The 21,740-nt window shown below is 63.2% G+C and carries 10 protein-coding genes; 2 read left to right on the forward strand and 8 right to left on the reverse strand.

The window, feature by feature from the left end:
- Positions 1–44 precede the first annotated feature (44 nt).
- Together AC5E6W_RS05295 and AC5E6W_RS05300 are read left to right on the forward strand one after the other, a co-directional pair.
- A complete protein-coding gene (locus AC5E6W_RS05295; protein WP_491751220.1) occupies positions 45–1,325 on the forward strand; it encodes a dipeptidase in 1,281 nt (426 codons plus the stop codon).
- Between the two features lie 107 nt (positions 1,326–1,432).
- Positions 1,433–3,682, forward strand: coding sequence for a GH92 family glycosyl hydrolase (locus AC5E6W_RS05300; RefSeq protein WP_491751221.1), 2,250 nt, complete (start codon positions 1,433–1,435; stop codon positions 3,680–3,682).
- Between the two features lie 19 nt (positions 3,683–3,701).
- Here AC5E6W_RS05300 and AC5E6W_RS05305 read toward each other — a convergent pair whose 3' ends face one another.
- The 8 genes from AC5E6W_RS05305 to AC5E6W_RS05340 form a co-directional block, all read right to left on the reverse strand.
- The gene (locus AC5E6W_RS05305) at positions 3,702–4,706 is read right to left on the reverse strand and encodes an acetamidase/formamidase family protein (RefSeq protein ID WP_491751222.1); all 1,005 of its coding nucleotides are present in this window, start codon (positions 4,704–4,706) and stop codon (positions 3,702–3,704) included.
- Between the two features lie 110 nt (positions 4,707–4,816).
- Positions 4,817–5,464: a 7-carboxy-7-deazaguanine synthase gene (gene queE / locus AC5E6W_RS05310; protein ID WP_491751223.1), complete on the reverse strand. Its 648-nt coding sequence runs from the start codon at positions 5,462–5,464 to the stop codon at positions 4,817–4,819.
- A 2-nt stretch (positions 5,465–5,466) separates the two neighbouring features.
- A complete protein-coding gene (queC, locus tag AC5E6W_RS05315) occupies positions 5,467–6,174 on the reverse strand; it encodes a 7-cyano-7-deazaguanine synthase QueC (protein WP_491751224.1) in 708 nt (235 codons plus the stop codon).
- Between the two features lie 57 nt (positions 6,175–6,231).
- Positions 6,232–7,707 carry an alginate export family protein gene (locus AC5E6W_RS05320; RefSeq protein ID WP_491751225.1) on the reverse strand — a complete coding sequence of 492 codons (1,476 nt, stop codon included), beginning with the start codon at positions 7,705–7,707 and terminating at the stop codon, positions 6,232–6,234.
- Positions 7,708–7,923: 216 nt separating this feature from the next.
- Complete coding sequence (locus tag AC5E6W_RS05325) at positions 7,924–9,798, reverse strand: hypothetical protein (protein WP_491751226.1); 1,875 nt, start codon at positions 9,796–9,798, stop codon at positions 7,924–7,926.
- A complete protein-coding gene (locus AC5E6W_RS05330) occupies positions 9,795–17,186 on the reverse strand; it encodes a tetratricopeptide repeat protein (protein ID WP_491751227.1) in 7,392 nt (2,463 codons plus the stop codon). Before AC5E6W_RS05330 ends, AC5E6W_RS05325 begins: the two co-directional genes overlap by 4 nt.
- Positions 17,173–19,593 (reverse strand): VIT domain-containing protein, encoded by a 2,421-nt coding sequence (locus AC5E6W_RS05335; protein ID WP_491751228.1) that lies wholly within the window; start codon positions 19,591–19,593, stop codon positions 17,173–17,175. The genes AC5E6W_RS05330 and AC5E6W_RS05335 overlap by 14 nt, the downstream gene beginning before the upstream one ends.
- Positions 19,590–21,500 carry a ligand-binding sensor domain-containing protein gene (locus AC5E6W_RS05340; protein ID WP_491751229.1) on the reverse strand — a complete coding sequence of 637 codons (1,911 nt, stop codon included), beginning with the start codon at positions 21,498–21,500 and terminating at the stop codon, positions 19,590–19,592. Before AC5E6W_RS05340 ends, AC5E6W_RS05335 begins: the two co-directional genes overlap by 4 nt.
- Positions 21,501–21,740: the final 240 nt, after the last annotated feature.

Here is a 21,740-nt window from a genome sequence, read left to right on the forward strand (position 1 = left end):
GTTTGGCCGGCGTTCCATATCTTCAGCCTTTGAAAGGATTGCCTGTGCCCTACATCGCACGTCATGCCGTGGCTCTGATCGCGGTCTCTCTGGCTCTTCCCTCTGCGCTGCCGCTTGCTGCACAGAAGCCGCGCACCAAGCCTGTTACCCAGGCGGAGGTCGATAAGATCACACGCGACGCGATCCTCATCGACACGCATGACGATGTGACTTCGCTGACGGTTGAGGGCTATGACATTGCGACGCCCAACAAGCGTGGACAGACCGATCTACCGCGCATGAAGGGCTTCCTAGGGGCGGAGTTCTTCGCGGTATACGTGGATGCAAGCTATGACAAGGAGCACCACTCGGCGAATCGTGCGCTGGCGATGATCGACACGGTACGCACGGATGTTGTTGCGAAGCATCCGAACGATTTTGTCTTCGCGACGACGGCTGCGGACATCGAGCGTGCGCACAAGGAAAAGAAAATTGCCGCACTGATGGGCATCGAGGGCGGACACGCGATTGAGGACTCCCTGCGACTGCTGCGTGATTACTATGCGCTGGGCGTGAGGTACATGACCCTGACGCATTTCAACACCAACAATTGGGCCGACGCGCAGGGTGACATCACCGACACGAAGGTGGCGCATCACGATGGCCTGACGCCGTTCGGCAAGGATGTGGTGCGGGAGATGAACCGGCTTGGCATGATGGTGGACATCTCGCACACGGCGGATAAGACCTTCTACGATGCCATCGCCACCTCCACGACGCCGATCATTGCGTCGCACTCCTCGTGCCGTGCGATCTCGAGCAACACGCGCAACATGACCGATGACATGATCCGCGCGCTGGCGAAGAACGGCGGGACCATGCAGATCAACTTCGACTGCGGTTATCTATCCCAGCGTTATGAGGATGAGTCAAAACCACTGCAGGCAGCGATGCGTTCGAAGTACGGTGAGATCCTGAAGATCGAAGACCCGGCGCAGCGCGAGGCGGCGATGGACAAGCTGCGTGACGAGTTCGCAGGCAAGGTGACACCACCGACGTTGCAGGATGTCGTCGCACAGATTGACCACGCGGTGAAGGTTGGCGGCATCGATCACGTGGGCATCGGTACGGACTTTGATGGTGTGGGATGTGTGCCTTCAGACCTGGCCTCGTATGACAAGTTCCCCGCGCTCACGCGGGCGCTACTGGAAAAGGGTTATAGCGCTAAGGACATCAAGAAGATTTACGGCGGCAACCTACTGCGGGTGATGCGAGCGGTGGAGAAGCGGGCACAGGAGTTGAAGAGCGAGGCCGCGATCGAAACGACTCTGACCACAGCGAAGTAGTTTTGGGCGTTCCAACGATGGCCCGCTCACGCAGCGGGCCATTTTCTGTTTGCGCTATCAGAAAACTCTTGCGCGGGTCTCATGGTGGGCTCGTATACTTGGCGGCTGTGAAGACCATTGCCCTCCTGCTCGCACTCTGCTCGCTGTTCGCGCCCGCGCTGTCCGCCCAGCACAGCGATGCGGTCGCGTATGTGAATCCGCTCATCGGGACGCAGCGCAGCGCGATTGGCTATGGGGGCACGATGCCCTTCGTCGGGCCGCCGTTCGCGATGACGGACTGGACGCCGCAGACGCGCCAGAACAAGATCAGCGTCACGAGTTACAACTACGACGATGCGAAGATCACCGGGTTCATGGGTACCCATCAGCCGGCGATCTGGATGGGGGACTACGGCTACATCACGCTGATGCCGCAGGTAGGCGCGCTGCAGGTGCATCCCGAAGACCGCGGCCTGGCGTATGACCACCGCGACGAAGAGGCGAGCCCGGACCATTACAGTGTGTGGCTGCGGACTGCTGATGGCCAGCGAGTTCATGCGGAGTTGACGGCGACCGATCGCTGTGCCTTGTTGCGCTTCACCTTTCCCAAGGGAGCCACGGGGCGGGTGCTCGTTGAGACGGCGCGGGCCGGCGTTGATGGCCATGCTGCGATCAACAACGCGACGCACGAGATCCGCGGAGACAATCCTGACCGGATGGACAAGCACCTGGGGCCGTTCGCTCTGCCGAACTTCCGCGGCTATTCCGTCGTGGAGTTTGAACACGCTCCTGCTGTCGAGAAGACCTTTGACGACGCTAGTGATAAGGCGATGCCGCACGGGGCCTACGCAGAGTTCGCTCCGGGCGAGCAGGTGCTGGTGCGCGTCGGGACTTCGTTTCTCAGCACCGATCAGGCTCGCGACAATCTTCGCCGGGAGATTCCCGACTGGGACTTTGAGCGCGTTCGGGCGAAGTTGCATGCGACCTGGGAAGAGAAGCTCGGGCGTCTGAAGATCGAAGGTGCTACGGATGCGGAGAAGACGCGTCTTTATACCGCGCTGTACCACTCGCTGCTCTATCCTCGCGAATTCAGCGAGTATGGCCGCTACTACAGCGCCTATGACGACAAGGTGCACAATGGCGCGAGCTATACGTCGTTCTCCATCTGGGATACGTTTCGCGCGGAGAACAGCCTGCTCACCCTGATCGCGCCGGAGCGTGTGGATGGCATGATTACTGCGCTGCTGCAGGACTTTCGTGAGGGTGGGTGGATGCCAAAGTGGCCGAACCCGAGTTACACGAACATCATGATCGCGACGCATGCGGACTCGCTGGTTGCCGAGGCCGTGCGCAAGGGGTTTCATGGGTTCGATCGCGAGACTGCATGGGCCGCGGTGTACAAGGATGCGATGACGCCGCCGGATGGCGACACCACGCGGCGTTGGCTGGATCGTGAACCGCATACACCGTATGAAGCGCGCGCGGGACTGACGTATTACAAGGAGCTGGGCTATGTCCCGGTGGACAAGACCGATGAAGCATCGTCGCGCACGCTCGAGGACAGCTATGACGACTGGTGTGTGGCGCAGATTGCGAAGGCGCAGGGACGCACGAAGGACTATGAGTTCTTCCTGCGGCGCTCGCTCAATGATCGCAACCTGTACAACCCTGCGTTTGGGTTGATGAACGGACGCAAGTCGGATGGAAGCTGGGCTCCTCTTGGAGGCGAGCGCGATCATCAAGGTAATCGCTCGGACTCAGGATGGACCGAAGGCAGCGCGTGGGTCTACACGTGGGCTCCATTCCACGATCAGGCCGGGTTGCTGGAGTTGATGGGCGGGGCGGACAAGTACGCAGCGAAGCTGGATCAGCACTTTGCCGGCGGCCACAATGTGCACAGCAACGAGCCGAGCCACCACTATCCCTATCTGTACGACTTTGCGGGCCAGCCGTGGAAGACGCAGGCCAAGGTGCGTGAGATCGCGGCGAAGGAGTATGGCTTTGGGCCTGGCGGGCTTGATGGCGATGACGACTGCGGACAGATGTCGGCGTGGCTGCTATTCACGGCGTTTGGGTTCTACCCGGTCAATCCTGCGAGTGGGGAGTACATGGTCGGGAGCCCGATGTACAAGAGCATGGCCTTGCGGCTTGCCAATGGACGCACGTTTGCCGTCGATGCGGAGAACAACTCGGCGGAGAATATGTACATTCAGAGCGCGACGATCAACGGCAAGCCGCTGACGATCCCAGTGTTGACGTGGGAGCAGATTCAGGCTGGTGGGCACGTGCGCTTCGTGATGGGGCCGAAGCCTTCGCAGTGGGGATCGCAGTGGCGGCCGAAGCCGATTGCGGCGACGCCGCTGATTGCGGTGCGATGATCCGCACCGCTGCCAGCATTTATTTGAATAGACTCTTGGCGCAGGTGACGTGGACGCCATCGTTGGTATCCACGACCTGCGTGATGGTCATATCGCAGGCGACGCTGACGAGCATGTAGGCGTCGGCCTGCTTCATATGTTTGGTCTCGACGAGGAAGCCGATCATGTTGCGCACGGCCATCTCTGCTGCAGTCTTCAGGTCGGGCGAGAAGCCCATGGAGATATAGGCAGTCGGTGTCTCAGCGCGAGGCCAAAGGAGATGCGCATCCTTATGCACGATGAAGCGGAAGGTGCCGGTGAGGTTGGTCTCGAGCGCGGTGATGTCGACTTCGCCATCGCCCTGGTTTGCGTGGCCGTCGCCGGCTTCGAACAACGCACCCTTCGCGAGCACGGGATAGTAGATGGTTGTTCCGGCGACTAAGTGCTTGTTGTCCATGTTGCCGCCGTGCATCCAAGGCGGGGCGCTGTTGATGCGCATGCGGCCGGGCGCTACACCCATGCTGCCGAAGAACGGATGCAGCGGGATGTCGATGTTGGGCGCGAAGTGCCCGATCATCTTGTCGCGGTCGAGCAGGACGATCTTGTCGCCGGAGTAGGGAAAGTCGTCCTGCAGGAAGCCCGCGCCGGGACGGAAGTGGTTGCAGGCCCAGGGCGTGTCGATGTTGATCTTGACGACCTGCACCTCGAGCACATCGCCGATCTCGGCTTCTTCGATCGCGACTGGGCCGGTGAGGATGTGGCCGCCCGGGCCCTTGTCCTTGACTTCGTCGTAGATGGGCTTGATGTACGCGGGCACCTGGTCGTCGGGGACGCCATCGCGCTTGAGGGCATCGACGTTGCCGCAGGTGGAGAGCGTCTGCATGACGACGGTGTCGCCGGAGTGCACGGTAAGCGCGGGCTTGGCGGAGCCGGAGTAGTATCCCCAGGCGACGGTGGAGGGCGTGGCGAGCAAGGTCTGCGGCGCGGACTGGGCGAACAGCGGCAGCGTGCCCACCATAGCGGCGGTGGCTGCGAGGCGATGCATTCTCACGGGAAACTCCGGGGAAGCTGAGATATCAGATGCGGTGAGTTCATCGTACCCCAAAGTGCGTCCCCAGAGTCCGAGCCGCAGACTTCCCTGCTCGCCTCGTGCGGCTAGCGAATGCCGATGATCTTGTGGGTCTGCAGGCTCAGCCGCCATGCGGGATGGGCGCGGCAATAGTCGATGGTGGCGGCGAGCGAGGCTGCGGCGTCGGGACCATCCTTGGGCTGGAGGAAGAAGTTCTCGAAGTCGAGCTTGAGAAAGTCGTCGGGATCGACCTGCTGCGGATAGACGAGCTTCAGCTCCTGGCCATGCGTGACGATCATCGCAGAACCAATTTTGGGACTCACGCAGACCCAGTCGATGCCTTCGGGGACGGCGATCGTACCGTTGGTCTCGACGGCGATGACGAAGCCTTCGTCATGCAATGCGGCGATCAACTCTTTATTGAGCTGCAAGAGCGGTTCGCCGCCGGTGCAGACGACGAAGCGCTGGGCCTTCGGGCTTTGACTCTGCAGTGTTGCCGGCCACTTCGCGGCAATTGCGTATGCGAGATCACGTGCCGTCGCGAACTTGCCACCACCATCGCCATCGGTGCCGATGAAATCGGTGTCGCAGAATTTGCAGATGGCATTCGCGCGATCTTCTTCACGGCCGCTCCAGAGGTTGCAACCTGCGAAACGGCAGAAGACGGAAGGCCGGCCGGCGTTCGCGCCTTCACCCTGCAGCGTGTAGAAGATCTCTTTGACGGAGTAGGCCATGGCTACTCTGTGAACCCACGATAGAGCGTTGGGTCTGCAATGCCAGCCTCTTCGAAGCCGCGGCGGCGCAGGAGGCAGGCATCGCACGAGCCGCATGCCTCGCCGGCGTCGGAGGCGTCGTAGCAGGTGGTGGTGATGCTGTAGTCCACGCCGAGAGCGAGGCCGGCCTGCACGATCTCCGCCTTGGTCATTGCAATGAGGGGCGTGTGGATGGTGATGCGCTGACCCTCGGCGCCGATCTTCGTCGCGAGGTTAGCCATGGTCTCGAAGGCGCGGATGAACTCGGGGCGGCAGTCGGGATAGCCGGAGTAGTCGAGCGCGTTGACGCCGATAAAGATGTCGGTGGCGCCAAGGCTCTCTGCCCAGGCGAGCGCGAGCGAGAGGAAGACCGTGTTGCGCGCAGGGACATACGTCACGGGCACGCCTTCGCCGATCTCGTCCAGCGAGCGATGCTTGGGAACCTCGCCCTTACCGGTGAGCGCAGAGTGCGCGAGAGCTGCAAGATCGAGCTTGATGACCGCATGCTGCGCTACGTGCTGGCTCTTCGCCACGCGCGCGGCCGCATGCAACTCCGCCTTGTGCACCTGGCCGTAGTCAAAGCTCAGAGCATATACGTCATAGCCCTGAGCGTGCGCCATCGCGACGACTGTGGTGGAGTCGAGACCGCCGCTGAGCAGCACGATCGCCTTCTTGTTGGTTCCTTCAGCCATCTTGTTAAGTCTAGCTGATCGCTGCGGAAGCATGATGGGAACAACGAGATGCTGCGCCTACAGCTTCTTCTGGAGCCTGTACGTGAGTTCAAAGTAGCCATAGTTCGAGTTGCGATTGGTGGTGTAGATGTTGGCGATGACGGTCTTGCCGAAGGCGTGCGCGTAGTAGGCCGCCAGCAGAATGTGTGGCGACACCGTGTAGTCCGCGCTGAGGTCATAGAGCGAGCTGAAGCTGCCGGAGCCGCTGCCGGGACGCCCGGTGAAGCCGAAGACCTTGTTATCGAACGCGCCTCCGCCCTGGTACCAGAAGTCGGTGGGCGCGGTGAGCTTGAGGAAGTGAAGATCGCTGCGCATCTCGAGCGCCTTCGATGGCCTGTCGATGAGTTGCACGAAAGAGTCTGTCGAGTTCATCAGGTTGTAGAACGGGAAGCGCGCATAGACACGCGGGGTGGGCGCGATCTGGAAGAATGTGTTGTGTACGCCGTCGGTGTTGTTGTTGTCGCCCGTCGAGCGCCAGTAGCCACCGCGCAGCCAGGGCGTTGTGCGGAGGCTGTCCATGCGCAGGCCGCCTTCGACGGCGACTGCCCCTGCACGATGGTCGATGAGTCCCCAGGAACCGAACTGCCCTGCGCCCCAAAGCACGAAGTCGAATGTATTGCCGGCTGCAGGGATCGCCGCTACGAGATCGCCACCATAGGTGCCGATGCGGATGTTCTTATGATCGAGCGCGCGGGCTGCGGCAGGGCGGTTGTCAGTCTTGGTGAGGCCAGTGCGGCCGTCATGATAGCCAATGCCGAAACCCCGCACGATGACATGTTGCTTCGCGAGCATCCGCGTATAGCCGAGGTACTGCAGGTCGACGTTGAGCTCGGGGTTGGCGTTCATGTTGAAGACGCCTTGGATCGCACGGCCGCCGAACGCGGTGAGGTTCCAGTCCTTACCGCCAACGCGGCCCTCGATGCCATCGAACGAGCGCTGTGCGTTGGAGTAGCCGAAGTTGCCGACGAGGCGCTGCGCGACGCGGTTGGTTTGCAGCCACGCGAGTGCGCTACTCTTCTGGGTGATCTCCTGGCCTTCGAAGAATTCGAAGCGTCCGATGCGAAGCGTGTCGGCGTCGCCTTTGAAGTGATAGCGCACATAGCCCTGTCGCAACGAGGCCGCTGCGGGGTATTGGTTATTGCTGTTCGAGGCGTAGTACGTTCCGCCGAGACCGAACTGCCCCTGCGCACTGATGGGCGAGACGGCATCGGTGGGCAGAGCAAGCTCTGCGCTCTGGCCGAGCTCGGCCATGTAGTCCCAGGCCTTGATGCGCTGCGCGATACCAAGCCGCAACAGCGAGTCCTGATGGCCATAGACTTCCGGATTCGGAGTCGCGGCGAACCACTGCGTCGCGTTGGTGCGTTCGCGCAGGTACACGCTGAGAGTGACTGGCGTAGAGGTCGGGTTGGGCATGGGGGCGGAGGCGGGCGCCGTCTGCGCGGCGAGACCCGAGGCACACACCAGTGCGGTGAGTGCAAGCAATGCACTTCTCATGACAGCTCTCCTAAAGTATGAGAAAACACCCTGCCACACTGAGGCTCTGCACCACAGCCATGGCAAACGAGCCAGATCGATGGAGCCGCCCGGCTTCTCTATGGCGAGTTTGGCGGCGTCCAGGGATCTGCTTCTGGAATGCCTCCGCGTCGGTGCGCACCACATTATCCGAAGGGACAAGCGTGCGTCCAGCCCGTTTCGATTGTCGCTGCTGCCTTAATGCGAAGGAGATAGTGCGGGCTTCGGCGGCGCCCACAGATAGAGGATGGTCTGGTGCACGCGATCTCCGTCGCGGCGCTCGAGGAAGCGCTCCGCGCCAAGCGAAGAGAAGCTTTGACTGAGGCTGCCGACGGTCTCGCGGAGGAATGTGGGTTGCGTCGGCGATGCATCCTGTTGCGCTGGCGCCTCTGACTGCGGCGAGGCGCTGCCGCTATCCTGGGCCGCGTCCGCCTGTGGATCGTTGCCGCCTGCGGCTGCACTGTGCGGGGATTCAGACTGCGCTCCCCCCGCATGATCGAGCGTCGACGTAAGCTGCAGAAATGCGGGGCGTGCCTGTGGAGGCCGGAACTCTGCAATGACTGTTGCAGCAGCGTGGTGCTCTGTACTGTTGCCCATGCGAGTGACGATGCCACGTACCAGGGCTTCGTCGGCGCCAATGACTGCAGTGTTGCCACGGACGGCGAGCGCAATGGCATTGGCTCCGGTCGCGGTCATCAACGTTACGCCCTCGACTGTCTGCTTCGTCCACGCTATCCCGACGCCACTAACGGTGAGACGACCACGCAACGCCTCAAGGACTGCACGAGAGAGAGCATCCTCGTCCCAAACTCCGCTGCGGCGCAACACGACGGCGGAATGGATGGAGAGAAACAACGATGCGGGCCGCGCGCTTGAGCTGCTCACGCTGAGCATCGCGGTCAACGGCGCATCCTTGAGCACGCGCTGCAGCGGATTGAGCCATGCGTCGGCGGGCTCCTTGACGGGCTGCGGTGTGTCGATGCGCGTTTCAAGGTCCGTGGTGTCCCCAGCTGCGCCGACGCCGAGATCCGGCGAAGGAGCGTAGCCTTCCTGTGTCGTCGCCATCGGTGCGCGCTCCAGCACCTTATCGCGCAGCTCCGCAATTGCGTTTGCGGCAGATGGAGCTGCAGTCGCTCGGAAGACGCCTGCATCCGGAGGGACGAGCTCGGTCAGGGCGGAGGTATCTTCGCTGTCGGAGGATATCGCCGCAGCTTGCGCCGGCAAGAGCACGCGCTCCTCGCGAAACTGTCCGGGCTCGCGGTAGAGATCGATCGCGGCAGCGCGGTAGCGGCGCGTGTCCGTAACGTTGCGCTGAACCCAATACGTTTCGAACTGCGGCGTGCGGGTGATGCGATCGAGGTCGAGCAGCATGCGCAGATCGCCTGGTTGCGCTGGCGCAGCTTTGGCAGCAGCTTCATACCATCCCTGCTCTGCGAGGCTCGGAGACTTCGCCGTGCCCTGCATCAACAGCAGAGCGTTGGCCAGAAGGTCTTCCCGCGTGGCGAAAACGAACCACTCGCCGCGCTGCGCAAACGCGACAGTGCGCTGCTGACTACTCGTTCCAGAGTCATCGCCTGCTACACCTCCGCTGCGCACATAGAACGTGGTGTCGCCAGCTTTGCGTGCAGTGAAGCGCGCGCGGGACGCGAGGAGTGCGATGCCATCGCTCTGGCCGGGCTTGAGATGGGTGATGTACAGCAACTCCAGATTGCCGATGTTGTACCAGGCGAAGATGCTCTGCGTTCCGGCCACGGACTTCAAGAACGGTGAACCAAAGTCTGTCCCTGCCGCACCGGCGAACTCCTGCTCCGCGTCTGTGAGCCGCCCATAGAGCCTCGAATTCGTGAAGACATTGAAGCTTGCGCTGCGCATCCACGCGGCTTGTTCCTGCGAGCTGTTCCAATCGGCAAGTAGCTTCGAGAAGTCCGGCGACTCGATGGTGAGCAGCGCCCCGGGGGGAAGGTTCGCCGCCAGCCCGCGCGGGCTCGCTACGTGCTGCTGCGCCGCCCACACCCAAACTGAAGCGGCGACTGCAGTCACGACGATGGCCATCACCCAGCGCATGGCCTTCATGGCTGTTCCTCCTGACTTACTGTCGCACTCACGTCATCCTCAGGCGGTTGCTCGAGCTTCGTTCGCACGAGCACGGGTTGCGCGAGTTCGCGATGAATCACGGGACGCCTCGCGGTGTTCGCTGCATCGCGCCGGTTCAACGCCTGCAACTGCTCCACTCGCTTGAGGACAGCCTTTGCTGCAGGAACATCACCGAGCGCGACGGCTTCGCGCTGCAGAGCTGCGATCGCCTGCGAGCGGCCTTCGGTAGCGAGATAGACGGCCGCCATCACTTCAAGAAGCGCCGGATCTTCGGCTGTCGATGTTGGTCGAGGTTGCGAAGCATCCGTGTCATTCCCTGCTTCATTGCTTGTAGCGTTGACGCTACTCCACGGCTGCACTGCCGGCGTAGACGCGCCAACGACGGTCCACTCATCCAGCACAGCGCGAGCCTCGCGCGTCTGCTTCGCGGCATATTCGGCGAGAAAGAGCTGCTTGCGCATGTCGTCTGACTCAGGGCCATAGGGCGCGATCGCGATGGCCTCTCGCAGCAGAGGAAGCTTACTGATGGGATCGGTGGCATGCGCTGCCGCGGCGGCCCGTGCCAAGGCAAAGTAGGGTTGCTCGCTTGCGTGGGCATCGATGGACTCCGACGCGAGCAGATCCAGTTCCCCGCTACCGAGGGTGGCGCCGCCGGCGTGCATCGGGCGAAGGTCGCGCGCAGCCCGCACGCGCAGCATGTAGGGAGCGTTGGGATTCGCGGCCACCGCATGCAGCGCCTTCGCAGGTTCGCCGGTTGGGGCGTTGGTCTGGACCTTACTTTGGGCCTCCGCGAGCCGCACCGTGTAAGTCATCTCCCAAGGCACGCTGGCGGCAAGCCTGCGGAGGAATGGCAATGCCTCTGCTACATGATTGTTGTTCTCCAACAACGTTGCGGCGCTATCGAGGTTGGCCGTCGAGTCGCCCACACTGCGGATGAGCATCTGCAGGAGCGAAGTCGCGCCGTCGACGTCGTTGGTGCGCAGCCTTGCTTCCGCGAGGAGAAGGTATTCCTGAGTGCCTAGCGCATGCTCGCTTTGGGCGCGCGCGAAGACGAACTCGAGCACGGCGCGCGAGGAGGCGAAGTCCTTTGCGCTCGCGAGCTGTGCTGCCGCTGCCTCCAGCGTCGCCGCGACAGGCGCGTGCTCCTCGTCCCCGCTGTAGCTCGCCAGCAAGGCATCCACACCACCAGAGCGTGCTGCGACGACGACGGCTGCTTGCTGGAACTCAGGTTGCGCACGGTTCTGCTCCGTCAGGGACTCCAACAACAAATGCTCCTGTTGTATCTGCCCCGTCTCGAGATAGAGCGTGATCAGATTGCGTTGGATGCCGCTGCGCCGATAACTCGCGGACGAGTCGTCGCCAGGACGGCTTGTATCCTTGGCAGTCGAACGCAGCAGCTGGAGTTCGCGCTCCAGCACAACGATGCGGGCAGCGTTCGAGAGCCACGGCGCAGAGTCGAGATCATTGAGGATCTCGAGTTCGTCCTTCGAGCTCGATGCCACTGCGAGAAGATGCATCAAGCCATCCTTGCCGTCTGGCCACGCAGCGTACTCCGCACGCAGCAGCTCGTTGGATCGATACGATCCGTTGCGGGCGATATAGGTACGCAACACGTCCGCGCGTGCCGTCTCTAACTCCGGCGTGAGGCCGCGCGCCGAGGTATGACGCGTGGCCAATGCGAAGCCATTCCAGAAGCTCTCCGGTACAGCACCGCCTTTGTCTTCAAGCGCGCGCAGATCGAAGAAGGCGCGTCGCCATGCGGTGATTGCATCCGGCTTGCGATTCATGTTCCACAACAGCAACGCCTCAGCATCGTCCAGTTCTGCAGTCTTCGGCGCGAGCTCCTGAGCGTGGCCGAGCTGTACCAGCGCAGCGTCGGGATGTCCGGCCTCCGCATAGCTTGTCGCAAGAGCCATGTAGTTGTTCACTGTGGCTGCCTGCTCCAGATCCGCGGCCATCGCATTGGTTGGATCGGCGTGCGCTCCGGGCAAGGACATCCACTGCCCATAGCGTGCTGCCAGGTAGAACCACTGCGCTCCCGTGAGCTCGCGAGATGTGTCGGGCTTGTGCTGCAGGTGCTCGCCGATGGTGAGGTCCCATGCCAGCGCGGAGCGGAAGCTGACGCCTGCGGGAGCTGAAACATCGCCTGCATAGAGCGAGCTCAGAGAGTGATATTGAGCTCCCCACACCGGATCGAGCTTGCTGCCGCGCATAGCGACGATCTGCAGCGCCAGCGGCAGTGGAGCAGCAGCCAATGCAGTGTTCGCAGCGGCGTCTGCAAGCGCTTCGTTGTTACTCGCGGCCAGCGTGTTCAGCTCCTGCGGAGCTTGCTGAACGATTTCGTTGAGCACAATCAGTTGGGCTGTGGAGTCCGTCTCGATGAGGCCCATCTGCTCCTGCACCAGGCGCAGCAGCGCCGTGGTGTCACCCGTCTCAGCCTCTACGCGCAACATCTCGACCATTGCAGGCTCATGAGTGCCCGGCTTGGGATTCTTATCCACATAGGCAGCAAGGGCTTGGAGCAGCGCCTGGAAACGGAGCCGTGCATGCTGCAGCAAGATGAGCGGATGAAGCTGACTGGCGGCTTCATCGTCGGCCCGCAGCAACAGCCGCGTGCGCCAGCGCTCCTGCAGCTCAGGCAGCTGCGCGGTCTCGGCTGCGGGAATCCACAGCGAGCGCAGGTCAGCGTCCGTTGCGGATTTGGTGTGCGTCTCGAGCAGTGCGGCGAACGTGCCTCTGTCCTCGGGAGTGTCGTACAGGTCGGCGGCCTTGCACATTGCCTGAAGCGCGCTACGGAACGAGCCTTCCGCCTCATGCTTGCGCATCTCGGTGTAGTGCGCGCGCCAGGCGCTGTCCGTTACTCCTAATGGGCCGTGCTGCTTCAGCTCTGCCAGCATCGCGTCGACGACTGAGGAGGATGCGGCTTCGTCCAGCGCTGCATGCAACGTGGTCATCGCCGTCGCCGCGGCGCGGGCTCGGGTAAGAATGTGGGCATAGGTGGCGGCATCGTCCGCCTCAACGCGGCGACCCTCGGGATGCAGCAACTCCGCGCCGGCCTTTTGTGCGCCAAGCTCCGCATCGTGCTGCGCCTGCGCCATCATGTTCCACTGCTCGAGCTGCGAAGCCAGGGCAAGATAATCGTGCGGGGTGGACTGCGTTCCGTGCAGATACGCTGTTTCAAGCGCAGCGACAGTGTCCGCATCGCGGCCCTGGCGAGCTCGAGTGCGAGCCGCCGCGATCATCCACTGCGGATCCTGATAGGTGAGTTGATAGAGCCGCGTATCGTCTGCGACCTCGTCGTCGAAGCGGCCCAGCGTGTCATCGAGTGAGGCCTTGGCGATGTACCAGTCGGCGCGATCCTTGCGAATCGCGATCGCGTGCGTGTAGGCCTCCGCTGCCGCCGCGGGATCGCTGAAGACGATCTGGCTCTGCGCGAGATCGACGAAGAAGCGTGAGTCGCGCGGAGAGGCCTTCGTCGTAGTCGCGAGGAAGTCGAGCCACTGCTGTTTGCGGTCATAACGCAACGCGTAAAGCGCAGCTTCGTTCACGAGGGTATCGTCTTCCGGATAGGCGCTGAGCAGGGCGATGTACTGATCGATTGCACCCGCGTAGCTCTTTGACTTCGTGAGCGCCGGGATCAATCCCCGCCGCAGAAGAGCGGTGCGAGCCTTGCGGTCGTCCGCGGACATGGTGTCGGTGCGCAATGCATCGAGCTTCTCCTGATAGAAGGCGGAGAGCCCAGTGGGATCGTTGCTATAGGTTGCAGCGACGAGAGCGAGATCGCGCGCGTTATAAGGGTCGTGCGCGAGCAGTGACGCGGCGATGGTGTGAGCCTGTTGCGCATCGCCGGCGGTATTGGCCTTTTCCGAGGCTTCGGCGAGGAACTGCTGCGAGAGCTGCGGTTGCGCGACATGCGCGGCATTGAGCAATACCGTTACGGCCTCGTGCTGACGTTTCGCACGCCAGTCGAAGTCCACCGTCGCACGGACCACGCCGAGCAGCTTCGGGTTCTCGTGATACACCGCATCGATCACGCGTGCTGCGTCGGCGGTATCGCCTCTGCCTTCATACGCGCTTGCCAACGCATAGCGAAGCTGCAGCCGATTGACGGGATCGGTAGCCAGCGAAGCCTGTCGCTCCAGTGCAGCCTCGTGCACTGAGGGCTGTTCGTGCGCTGCGGCATAGCTTGCAATCTCGCCGGCTTCATCCTCAGTTGCAGCACGCGCCACCGCCTGCATTAGGAGAGGCCCCACTTCTTTCGTGCGCTGCTGTTCTTCCAACACCGCGATGCGTAGCTGCAGCGCCGGCACATCGGGGTGTGCGGCGAGAGCCGCAGCAGTCGTGCTATCGGCAAACACCGCGGTCGCGGGCCTACGGGCCAGCGTGAGCAGGCGTGCGCGCGCGGGGCTATAAGCATCCTCGCCTGCATGCGCATCGAGAGCGGCCGCAACATACTCCGCGATGGCCGCGGCAGGATCGTTCTTCGCCTCGTCGATCGCACCCGCCTCATAGCCGAAGAGCGCAGGCTGCGCGAAGTGCGTGCGCGCCAGATCGATCTCATGGAGAGCATCGTCGAATCGGAAGTAATCCCAGAAGACGGTTGCGGCATCGAGATACAGCTGCGTTTCCCCGGGAGCAAGCGCAGGGATGCGACGCCAATATGCTGCCGAGGCCGCGAGGCTCAGCTCGCTATCGTCCGCATGATCAGCGAGGATGTCGCCGATGCGCTCCAGACGCGCGACGTTACCGGGATTGCTCGCGAGGAGGCGGTTCTCGATCGCTACTGCGCTGGCGATCTTTGTTTGCGGTCCTGCAGGATCGAGCCATGCGAGCGACCGCTGCAGATCCGCGGCCCGCGTGCCAGTCTCCTGGTCCGCAGGATATTGCTCGCTCAGCGCGGCATAGAGCGGCGCACTCTGCTCGAAGTGCGATCGCCACATGTCGGCGATGGCAAGCTCACGGATAGCGGCAGGGTTCGTAGGCGCATCTCCAAGCTTCGCGACCTCGGCATCGAGCTTGCCGCTGGAGCTGAGGGACTCGAAGTAGCGCTGCGTCAGCTCCGGCGACTCCCACCAGCTGTGCCGCAACAACGTTTCCCAGGCCGTGTCATCGCGGGTGGGCTTCGCACTGTAGGCGCTCAGCAGGTTCTGGATGAAGACGGTGTCATGCGGGAAACGTTCATGAGCATAGAGATTCAGCTGCAGGAAGAGCGCCGGGCCGCCGCCAGGCACATTGCGAAACCACGCATCGAGCTGTGTCCCGGAGAAGATGCGGGTGACGTTGCGAGTCAGCGCAGCGTAGTCGTTCTCGCGCTTGTGGCGCAGATAGAAGCGCGCGAGCTTCGAGTACCAGTCGTCGCCTTTGAAGCGTGCGATGGCGTTGCGGTAGAGTTCCTCGGTCTGTGAGGACAGATTATTGGCTTCAAAAAACTGCGCGAGCCTGTCGTAGATGGCTGGGTCGTCGGGGTTGCGATCGAGTTCGCGGCGCAGCACAGCGAGTGCTTGCGGCAGCTGATGCAACTGCGCAAGCCGCCCGAGGTATCGCTCCAGCACGCTGCCGTATGCGACAGAAGCGGGATTCGGCGGCAGCTGCGGATCGAGAATCTTCAGGTCGAACGCTTGCGAGCGCTCGGCCTTCTGCGTGGTGGCTGTGGAATCGGAATCCTGATCGTCCCCTAGCGGCTGGGTCCGTTCCTGCTGTAGCACGGCGGAGGTGAGCGGCTTCGCGCCGGCCTGCTGCGCCAACTCGGCGAGCATGCGGTCATAGAGCGCGAACTCGGCAGTGGTGTTCTGGCGTCGCGCATATACGTCAGCCAACGCGAAGGCCACGCGGAGACGATCCTCGGCCTGCGGAAAGGCATCGAGATAGGATGTGGCTTCGCGAGCTACCGCGGCATCGTCGCCATAACCCTGATAGGCGTCGAGCATCCGTGCATGCAGGGGCGCGCGATCGGGCGACTGCGGCGCATCGTGGTCGAGCTGAGCGAGCAGCTCCGCGGCCTTGGCACGATGGAAGTACGGTTGCGCCTTCGCATCTTCCTGCGCAAACTCGCTACCTGGAGACTGTCCGTTCAACCACAGAGACAGTACGCCGTTCCAGTAGCCCGGGCCCTGATCCAGCGTGCCGATGTCGCGATACATGCTGAGGTTCGCCGCGCCCAGCGGAGTGCCGGCATCCGGCGCTGACAGCAGCACATCGACCATGCCCGCGAGTCCTGCTTCGTGCGCGGTGCGGCCGTCCGCCAGCTTGCCTTCTGACTGCGCGAGCGCGAAGTCATAACGCGCGGCGTTGGGATAGTCCGGCGCCAGAGCAGAGAGCTGAGCGAAGGTGAACAGCTCCTGCGCAGTCCACGACGCGTGGCGTTGCTCTTTGCCCGCACGATACGCATTGAGGCTGTCGGTGGCCTGCTGCACCCTTCCCTGCTCACGGTAGTAGATGAAGATGCGGGCTTCGGCCTCAAAGTCATCCGGCTTATCCTGCAACCGTGCATTGGCCTGCGAGAGGAAGTTGCGCGTACGGTGCGTACTCGAGAGCAACGCAAAGTAACTTTTCTGCAGATCCTCAGGCCAGAGCGGCTGGAACGCAGCGTCGTACACAGCCAGCGCTTTCCCCTGCGCATCTGCGCCCGAGCTGCGCAAGGCGAACAGCGCCTCCGCCTTCACGGGGAAGATCTGTTCCTGCGGGAAGGCTGTGCGATAGCGCTGGATCCATTGCCTGGCCTCGGCAGGATGCTTATGGCCGAGTTCCCACACAAACGCGCGCTGATACACGGATGGCTGTTGCGGATAACGCGCAGCCCATAGCTGCCAGGCCGAACGCACGGTCGCATCGTCGAAGGCCTGTTCGCGAGCGAGTTCGAACGCACGCTCGAAGGCCTGCCAGCTGCGCTGATTCACCGGCGGTGTGGTTGCGTCCGTGCGGCCAGGTGCCGAACTGCCGATCTTCAGCCGCGAGGCATACTCCTCTTTTACCTCATGACGACGCTGATAGAAGTCTGCGAGCTCGACCAGTGCAGCAGGCTCATCGGCGCTCTTTGTGACATAGGCCTTCCAATCGGCTTCAGCACGATCGAACTCAAGTGCCTCTTCTTCCTGACGCGCGCGGAGGCTGTAGAGCGCGGCCGTCGGCTTCGCTGTAACGAGCTTGTCAAGCTCGGCGACGCTCTCTTTCGGCGGGCGCGGAAAGAGCACCTCGACACCAGGCAGGGACATGGCGCGATAGAGCGCGGCTTCGACCGGAGTGTTCGCGATGGCGTGTTCGAGCCACTCGGAAGCTGCGACGGCGCGAAGTCCAATGACTGCGGCGAGCGCCACGAGCGCGCCTGCGGCTACGTGGCGGGATTGTCCTAAGCGTTTAGGGGACGACATCGATCGTCACCTCCTGGGTGCCGAGATTGTGGGCGATATCCTCGGCCGTAACAACAAGCTTGTAGCTGCCCAGCGGCATCTCCGCAGGGATGGTGAGCCGCGCGGCGTTGGTTGCGAGTTGCGAATTCCAGCGAAGCTCCACGGGAAGCACGCCGGGCAATCGAGCCGTCAGCGTGCGGGTGCTCTGCGAGGCGTTGGCTCGCAGCAGCACGGTCTCGCCGCGATGCAGGCGCGTGGACGCAAGCGTGACCTTTACCGTGGGTGGAGTGCTGGAGATGATGAAGCTCTTGTTCTCGCGATAGGTGTTGCCGCTGTGGTCCCGCAGGATGAGGCGCACGTTGTAGGTACCGTCGCGCATGTCTTCGGGAGCGAGGAAGCGTGTCTCCCAGGCTAGGCCGCCGGTGCCATCACGATCGGGAGTGTCTTCATCGGTCAGGTGACGAAGCTCCTTGGTGAGCCCGAAAGGGAAGATCGCGACCACCGACGTAATAGCCGGGTCGGTGCGCACACGCAGCACCGGATCTCCGGGGCGAATGACGCGCGGGCGCAACAGCGAGCGCGGCACGGCGAGGAACGAGGTGTACGGCGTCACGAGTTTGTAGCGCCGCGCGAGGCGGATGATCTCTTCGATGGCGGCGCGCGATTCGCCCTCGCGATTGATCTGCTCCAGCAGCGCATCCACGCGGGCTTGTGCCCACAGGCGTGGGAGCTGCGGATGCGCGGGCTCGATTGCTGGCAGCTCCGCTTTGGCATGCAGTGCGAAGAGCTTGCCATCGCGTACGCCGTGCGCATCCATGGTCACGCTGGAAGGCTGTTTGTACTGGCCAATCCACGATGCAGTCGAGCCAGGATAGACGCTCGATTCCAGCGGGTAGACCATCTGCACCGCACCGTTGGGGGTGACATCGAGCGCCAGGCCGGTGACGGGTGTACGCGTTAACTTCGCGAGGAACGCGCGCAGATGCAGATCGAGCGGCTCGGTCGAGAGGACATGCTCGAGGAAGCCGCCATCCTTCGCGAGCAGCTGCAGCAGGCCGAGCTTCGCATCATCGCCGACCGCGAAGACGACCGTATGCGGCGGCTGTCGCATGGCCTTCCACTGCATTGTGTAGTTCGCGGCGATGCGGCTGGTGAGAACCGTCTCGCCGAGGTCGCTTCCGCCATCAGTGAAGACGATGAGCGAGCTGTTGGGTTGCGTGCATTGCGCGAGGCCATCATGCAGCGCGAGGCCAAGGTCGGTCCCTCCGCGCAGGTGGCTGGCGCGGAGAAAGTCCAGCGCTTCGCTGACGTGCTTCGCATCGGCAGTGGCCGGCTGCTTCTGCCAGCGCTGCGTCTGCTGATTGAAGAGGATGAGGTTGAAGCGGTCCGCAGGCGTGAGCGAGTGCAGCAGGGCCTCCGTGGCCGTGTAGCTGCGCTCCAGCTTGTCCCACTGCATGGAGAGCGAGTTATCGAAGAGGACGATGATATTCCGAGGAGGCGTTGCAGGACTCGTGGTTGCAGCGGGGGTTGCAGAGTCGGCGAGTAAGGCGCTGGCTTCGAAGAGGCCAGGTTCAGGCTCCGTCGGGCGCTTCAGAGAGGTCTCATCGGCCTGCGGTGCGGGCGGGGCCGGATCGCGATGCGTGATGACGGTGAGTGCGTCCGTGCCCGTGGGAGCGAAGCTCCATGAGGCTCCGAGGTCCTCGGTGAGCGAGAGATTGTCCGCGGCGAGATCGGCGGTGAGGCCGTGCTCATCCTGCTGCGCGATCTTGAAGGCGTAGCCGCCAGCCAGCGCGAGCTTCGCGAGCGGGTGCGACGAATGAATGGTCAGGTGGGCATGGAAGTGATGCACGCTCTGCTGGCCCGCGGCATCAGGCTTCAAGGGCAGCACGAAGCCCTGCTCGAGAGCCGTCGCTTCAAGTCGCTGGTGATACTCAAACTCGAGTCGCTTCGTTCCCCACGCGGGGATGGGAACAATCTTCGCGGTAAAGAGGGTCCGCTCGGCCGGGTCGGCTCCGGCGCGCTCTCCCATCTGCAGCAGGCCGGGGTCGATGGCCTGCGACTTCGCCTCGGCGTAGACCTCCTGCGCGCGCTTGCGCTCCAGCACCACGGCGGGAATGCGCACCGCTCCGTCCCACACGGCAAAGTCCGAGACCGTTGCCTCTGACGGCAGCGGAAAGCGGTACGTGCCTTCCTGCACTGTGCCGTTGTGGTTGAGGAAGATCTGCGTGAGGAAGACGCGCGCGTCGCCATCGTCAATGGTGATGTCGATGGTCATCTCTTCGAGCGAGAGGACCTTCGGATCGGGTGCTTCTTTGTCGCCGGGGACGAGGACGCCGGTTTGCGCGCAGGCCGGAACGAGTGCGCCGAGCAGGAGCATGGCGGCGAGGCTTCGCCGGGATTTGAATTGTGGGCTACGGTGCGGGTTCATTGCGGGAGCTTCTCTTCCTGAATGCGAACGAGGCAGTTTTCGGTGCCGACGTAGAGCTCGCCGTTGCGCTCGGCGAGTGCGGTGACGTTGAGTGAGGGCAGGCCGGCGGTGATCTGCGACCATCGCGCCGCGCCGGGCGAGTACACCCACAGTCCGCGATCGAGCGAGCCGGCATACACGCGCTCGCCCATGGTCAGCAGGGCATTGGGATTGATGATGAGGTCGCGTGGCGCGCCGTCCATTGGCTGGACCTTGCCTGCGGCGTCCATCCGCTCCAAACCTCCGCCGTAGGTGCCGATGATGTAGCCGTCTCCAACCTGTGCGATCGCCGTGATCCAGTGGTGGCGCAGGCCGGAGTTGGCGACGGTGAGGTTGCGTGCGACCGCGTCGTGCTGCAGCACAGAGAGGCCGCCCAGCGTACCTGCAAGGAGTGTGTCCCCTTCGCTCGCCAGAGCGTAGACGTGGTTGTTCACCAGGCCTTCGAAGGCGTACAGGCTGTCAATACCGGTGTCGCGCACGAAGCTGAGTCCCGCTGGGGTTGCGACGGTCATGCCCGATGCGGTGAAGGCGATGTCCGTGACGTGATCGCTCAGCAGGCCATCTCGCCGGCCGAGGATCTGACGAGGCTTGGCGGTGCGATCGAAGAGCACGAGGCCGTTGGCGGTCGCGACGTCCATCGTGCCGCGGACGGGGTCGAGGACGATGCGGTTGATGCAGAAGAGGTGATCGTCCTCGAGGTGGTGCACGCTCGCCAGCGTGGGATCGAGCACGTCGAGACCATGATCGAAGCTGCCGGCCCAGAGGCGACCGTCGGCGTCGAAGGCCAACGCAGCGATGTTCCTGTCGGCGAGAGTGGCGCCCGCGGCCTGCACGATCGGCAGCCATACCGCGCCGTGGCGCTCGACCACGCTGGCGGAGCGCACGGCGTAGAGCGTGCCATCCGGCGTTGAGAAGAACTGCGCGTCGTGGGTATCTGCCACTTCGAGAGCGGCAGGACGGATGCGGGCGCGGGTCTCGCCCAGAGGGAGCTGTACCGTGCCTTGCCCGTAAGCTGCGAGGGTCAGTGTGTCTGCGTCCGCCTGCAGAGCGCGGGCAAACAGGCCACGAGCGAGAGTGCGCACGAGGCGGCCGTTGTCGAACTCGGCGACACCCGCAGGCGTGGCCGCGAAGAGGCGATCGCCGCTGGCTGCCAACGCGGAAATGTGCGGGTCGGGGAGCTCAGCCTCGAAGCGATCGGTAACGCCGGCGTGCGTGTGCAGCAGGCCATGCTCTTCCGTGCCGGCCCACACGTCCTCCCCGCTAACGGCGAGAGAGGTCATCGCGGCGTTCGCATACTCGGGGCGATAGAGCCGCAGCGCGCCGCCGTCGAAGAGGAGGACGCCACGAGTGTGCGTCGCGATGAGGAGATCGCCGCTTTCGAGCATTGCCAGCGCGGTGACGTCGCGCAACGTAGCGTCCTGCGGAAGAAGCTGGCGGAAGGATACTGAGGGCGGATCGTAGACCAGCACGCCCGCGCCATGCGTGGCGATCAGGAGCTGCGCATGCTCTGCGCCGCGCAGCCTTGCCGCCAGTACGCTGACCAGCGGCGCGGCTGGAAGCTCCTGCCCAACGCGGAACGTGCGCTTTGCTTCGCCGTTCTGGTACTCGGTGAGGCCGCCTGCTCCGGCCACGTAGAGGCTATCGGCCAGCACGGCTGCCGAGCGGAACGTCTCGGGCGCGGCGATGGCTTCGAAGCCGGGGTTGCGCGGGAGCTGCAGCGGACCGAGGCGATAGCGCAGCGAGTGAGACGTGGCGACTTCCTGCTCGCTCTGGTGGAGCACGTGGCGCATGTGCAGCAGGAACGCAGCTCCGCCTGTGAGCAGCGCGGCGGCTGCGAGGAGAGCGAAAGGTTTTCGGGCGACGCGCATGGGGACGGAAGGTCCGGACGAGGTGAGGGAACTGTACCACGAGGCTCGCTTGTGACTGGAAACAGTCAGAGAAAGACGCGCAGTTGCCCCATGTGACGAAGCCTCTTAAGAAAGGGCAGCGTAGTTACAACGAAGTATTTTTGTACTCGTCCTGGCGAGTATCGAGACAGCAATCGCGAGCGTCGTCACAAAACAAAAGGGACGCGAGCTGATGCCCGCGTCCCTTCGTTACCGCTTCGC

This window comes from Bryocella sp., assembly GCF_058498515.1.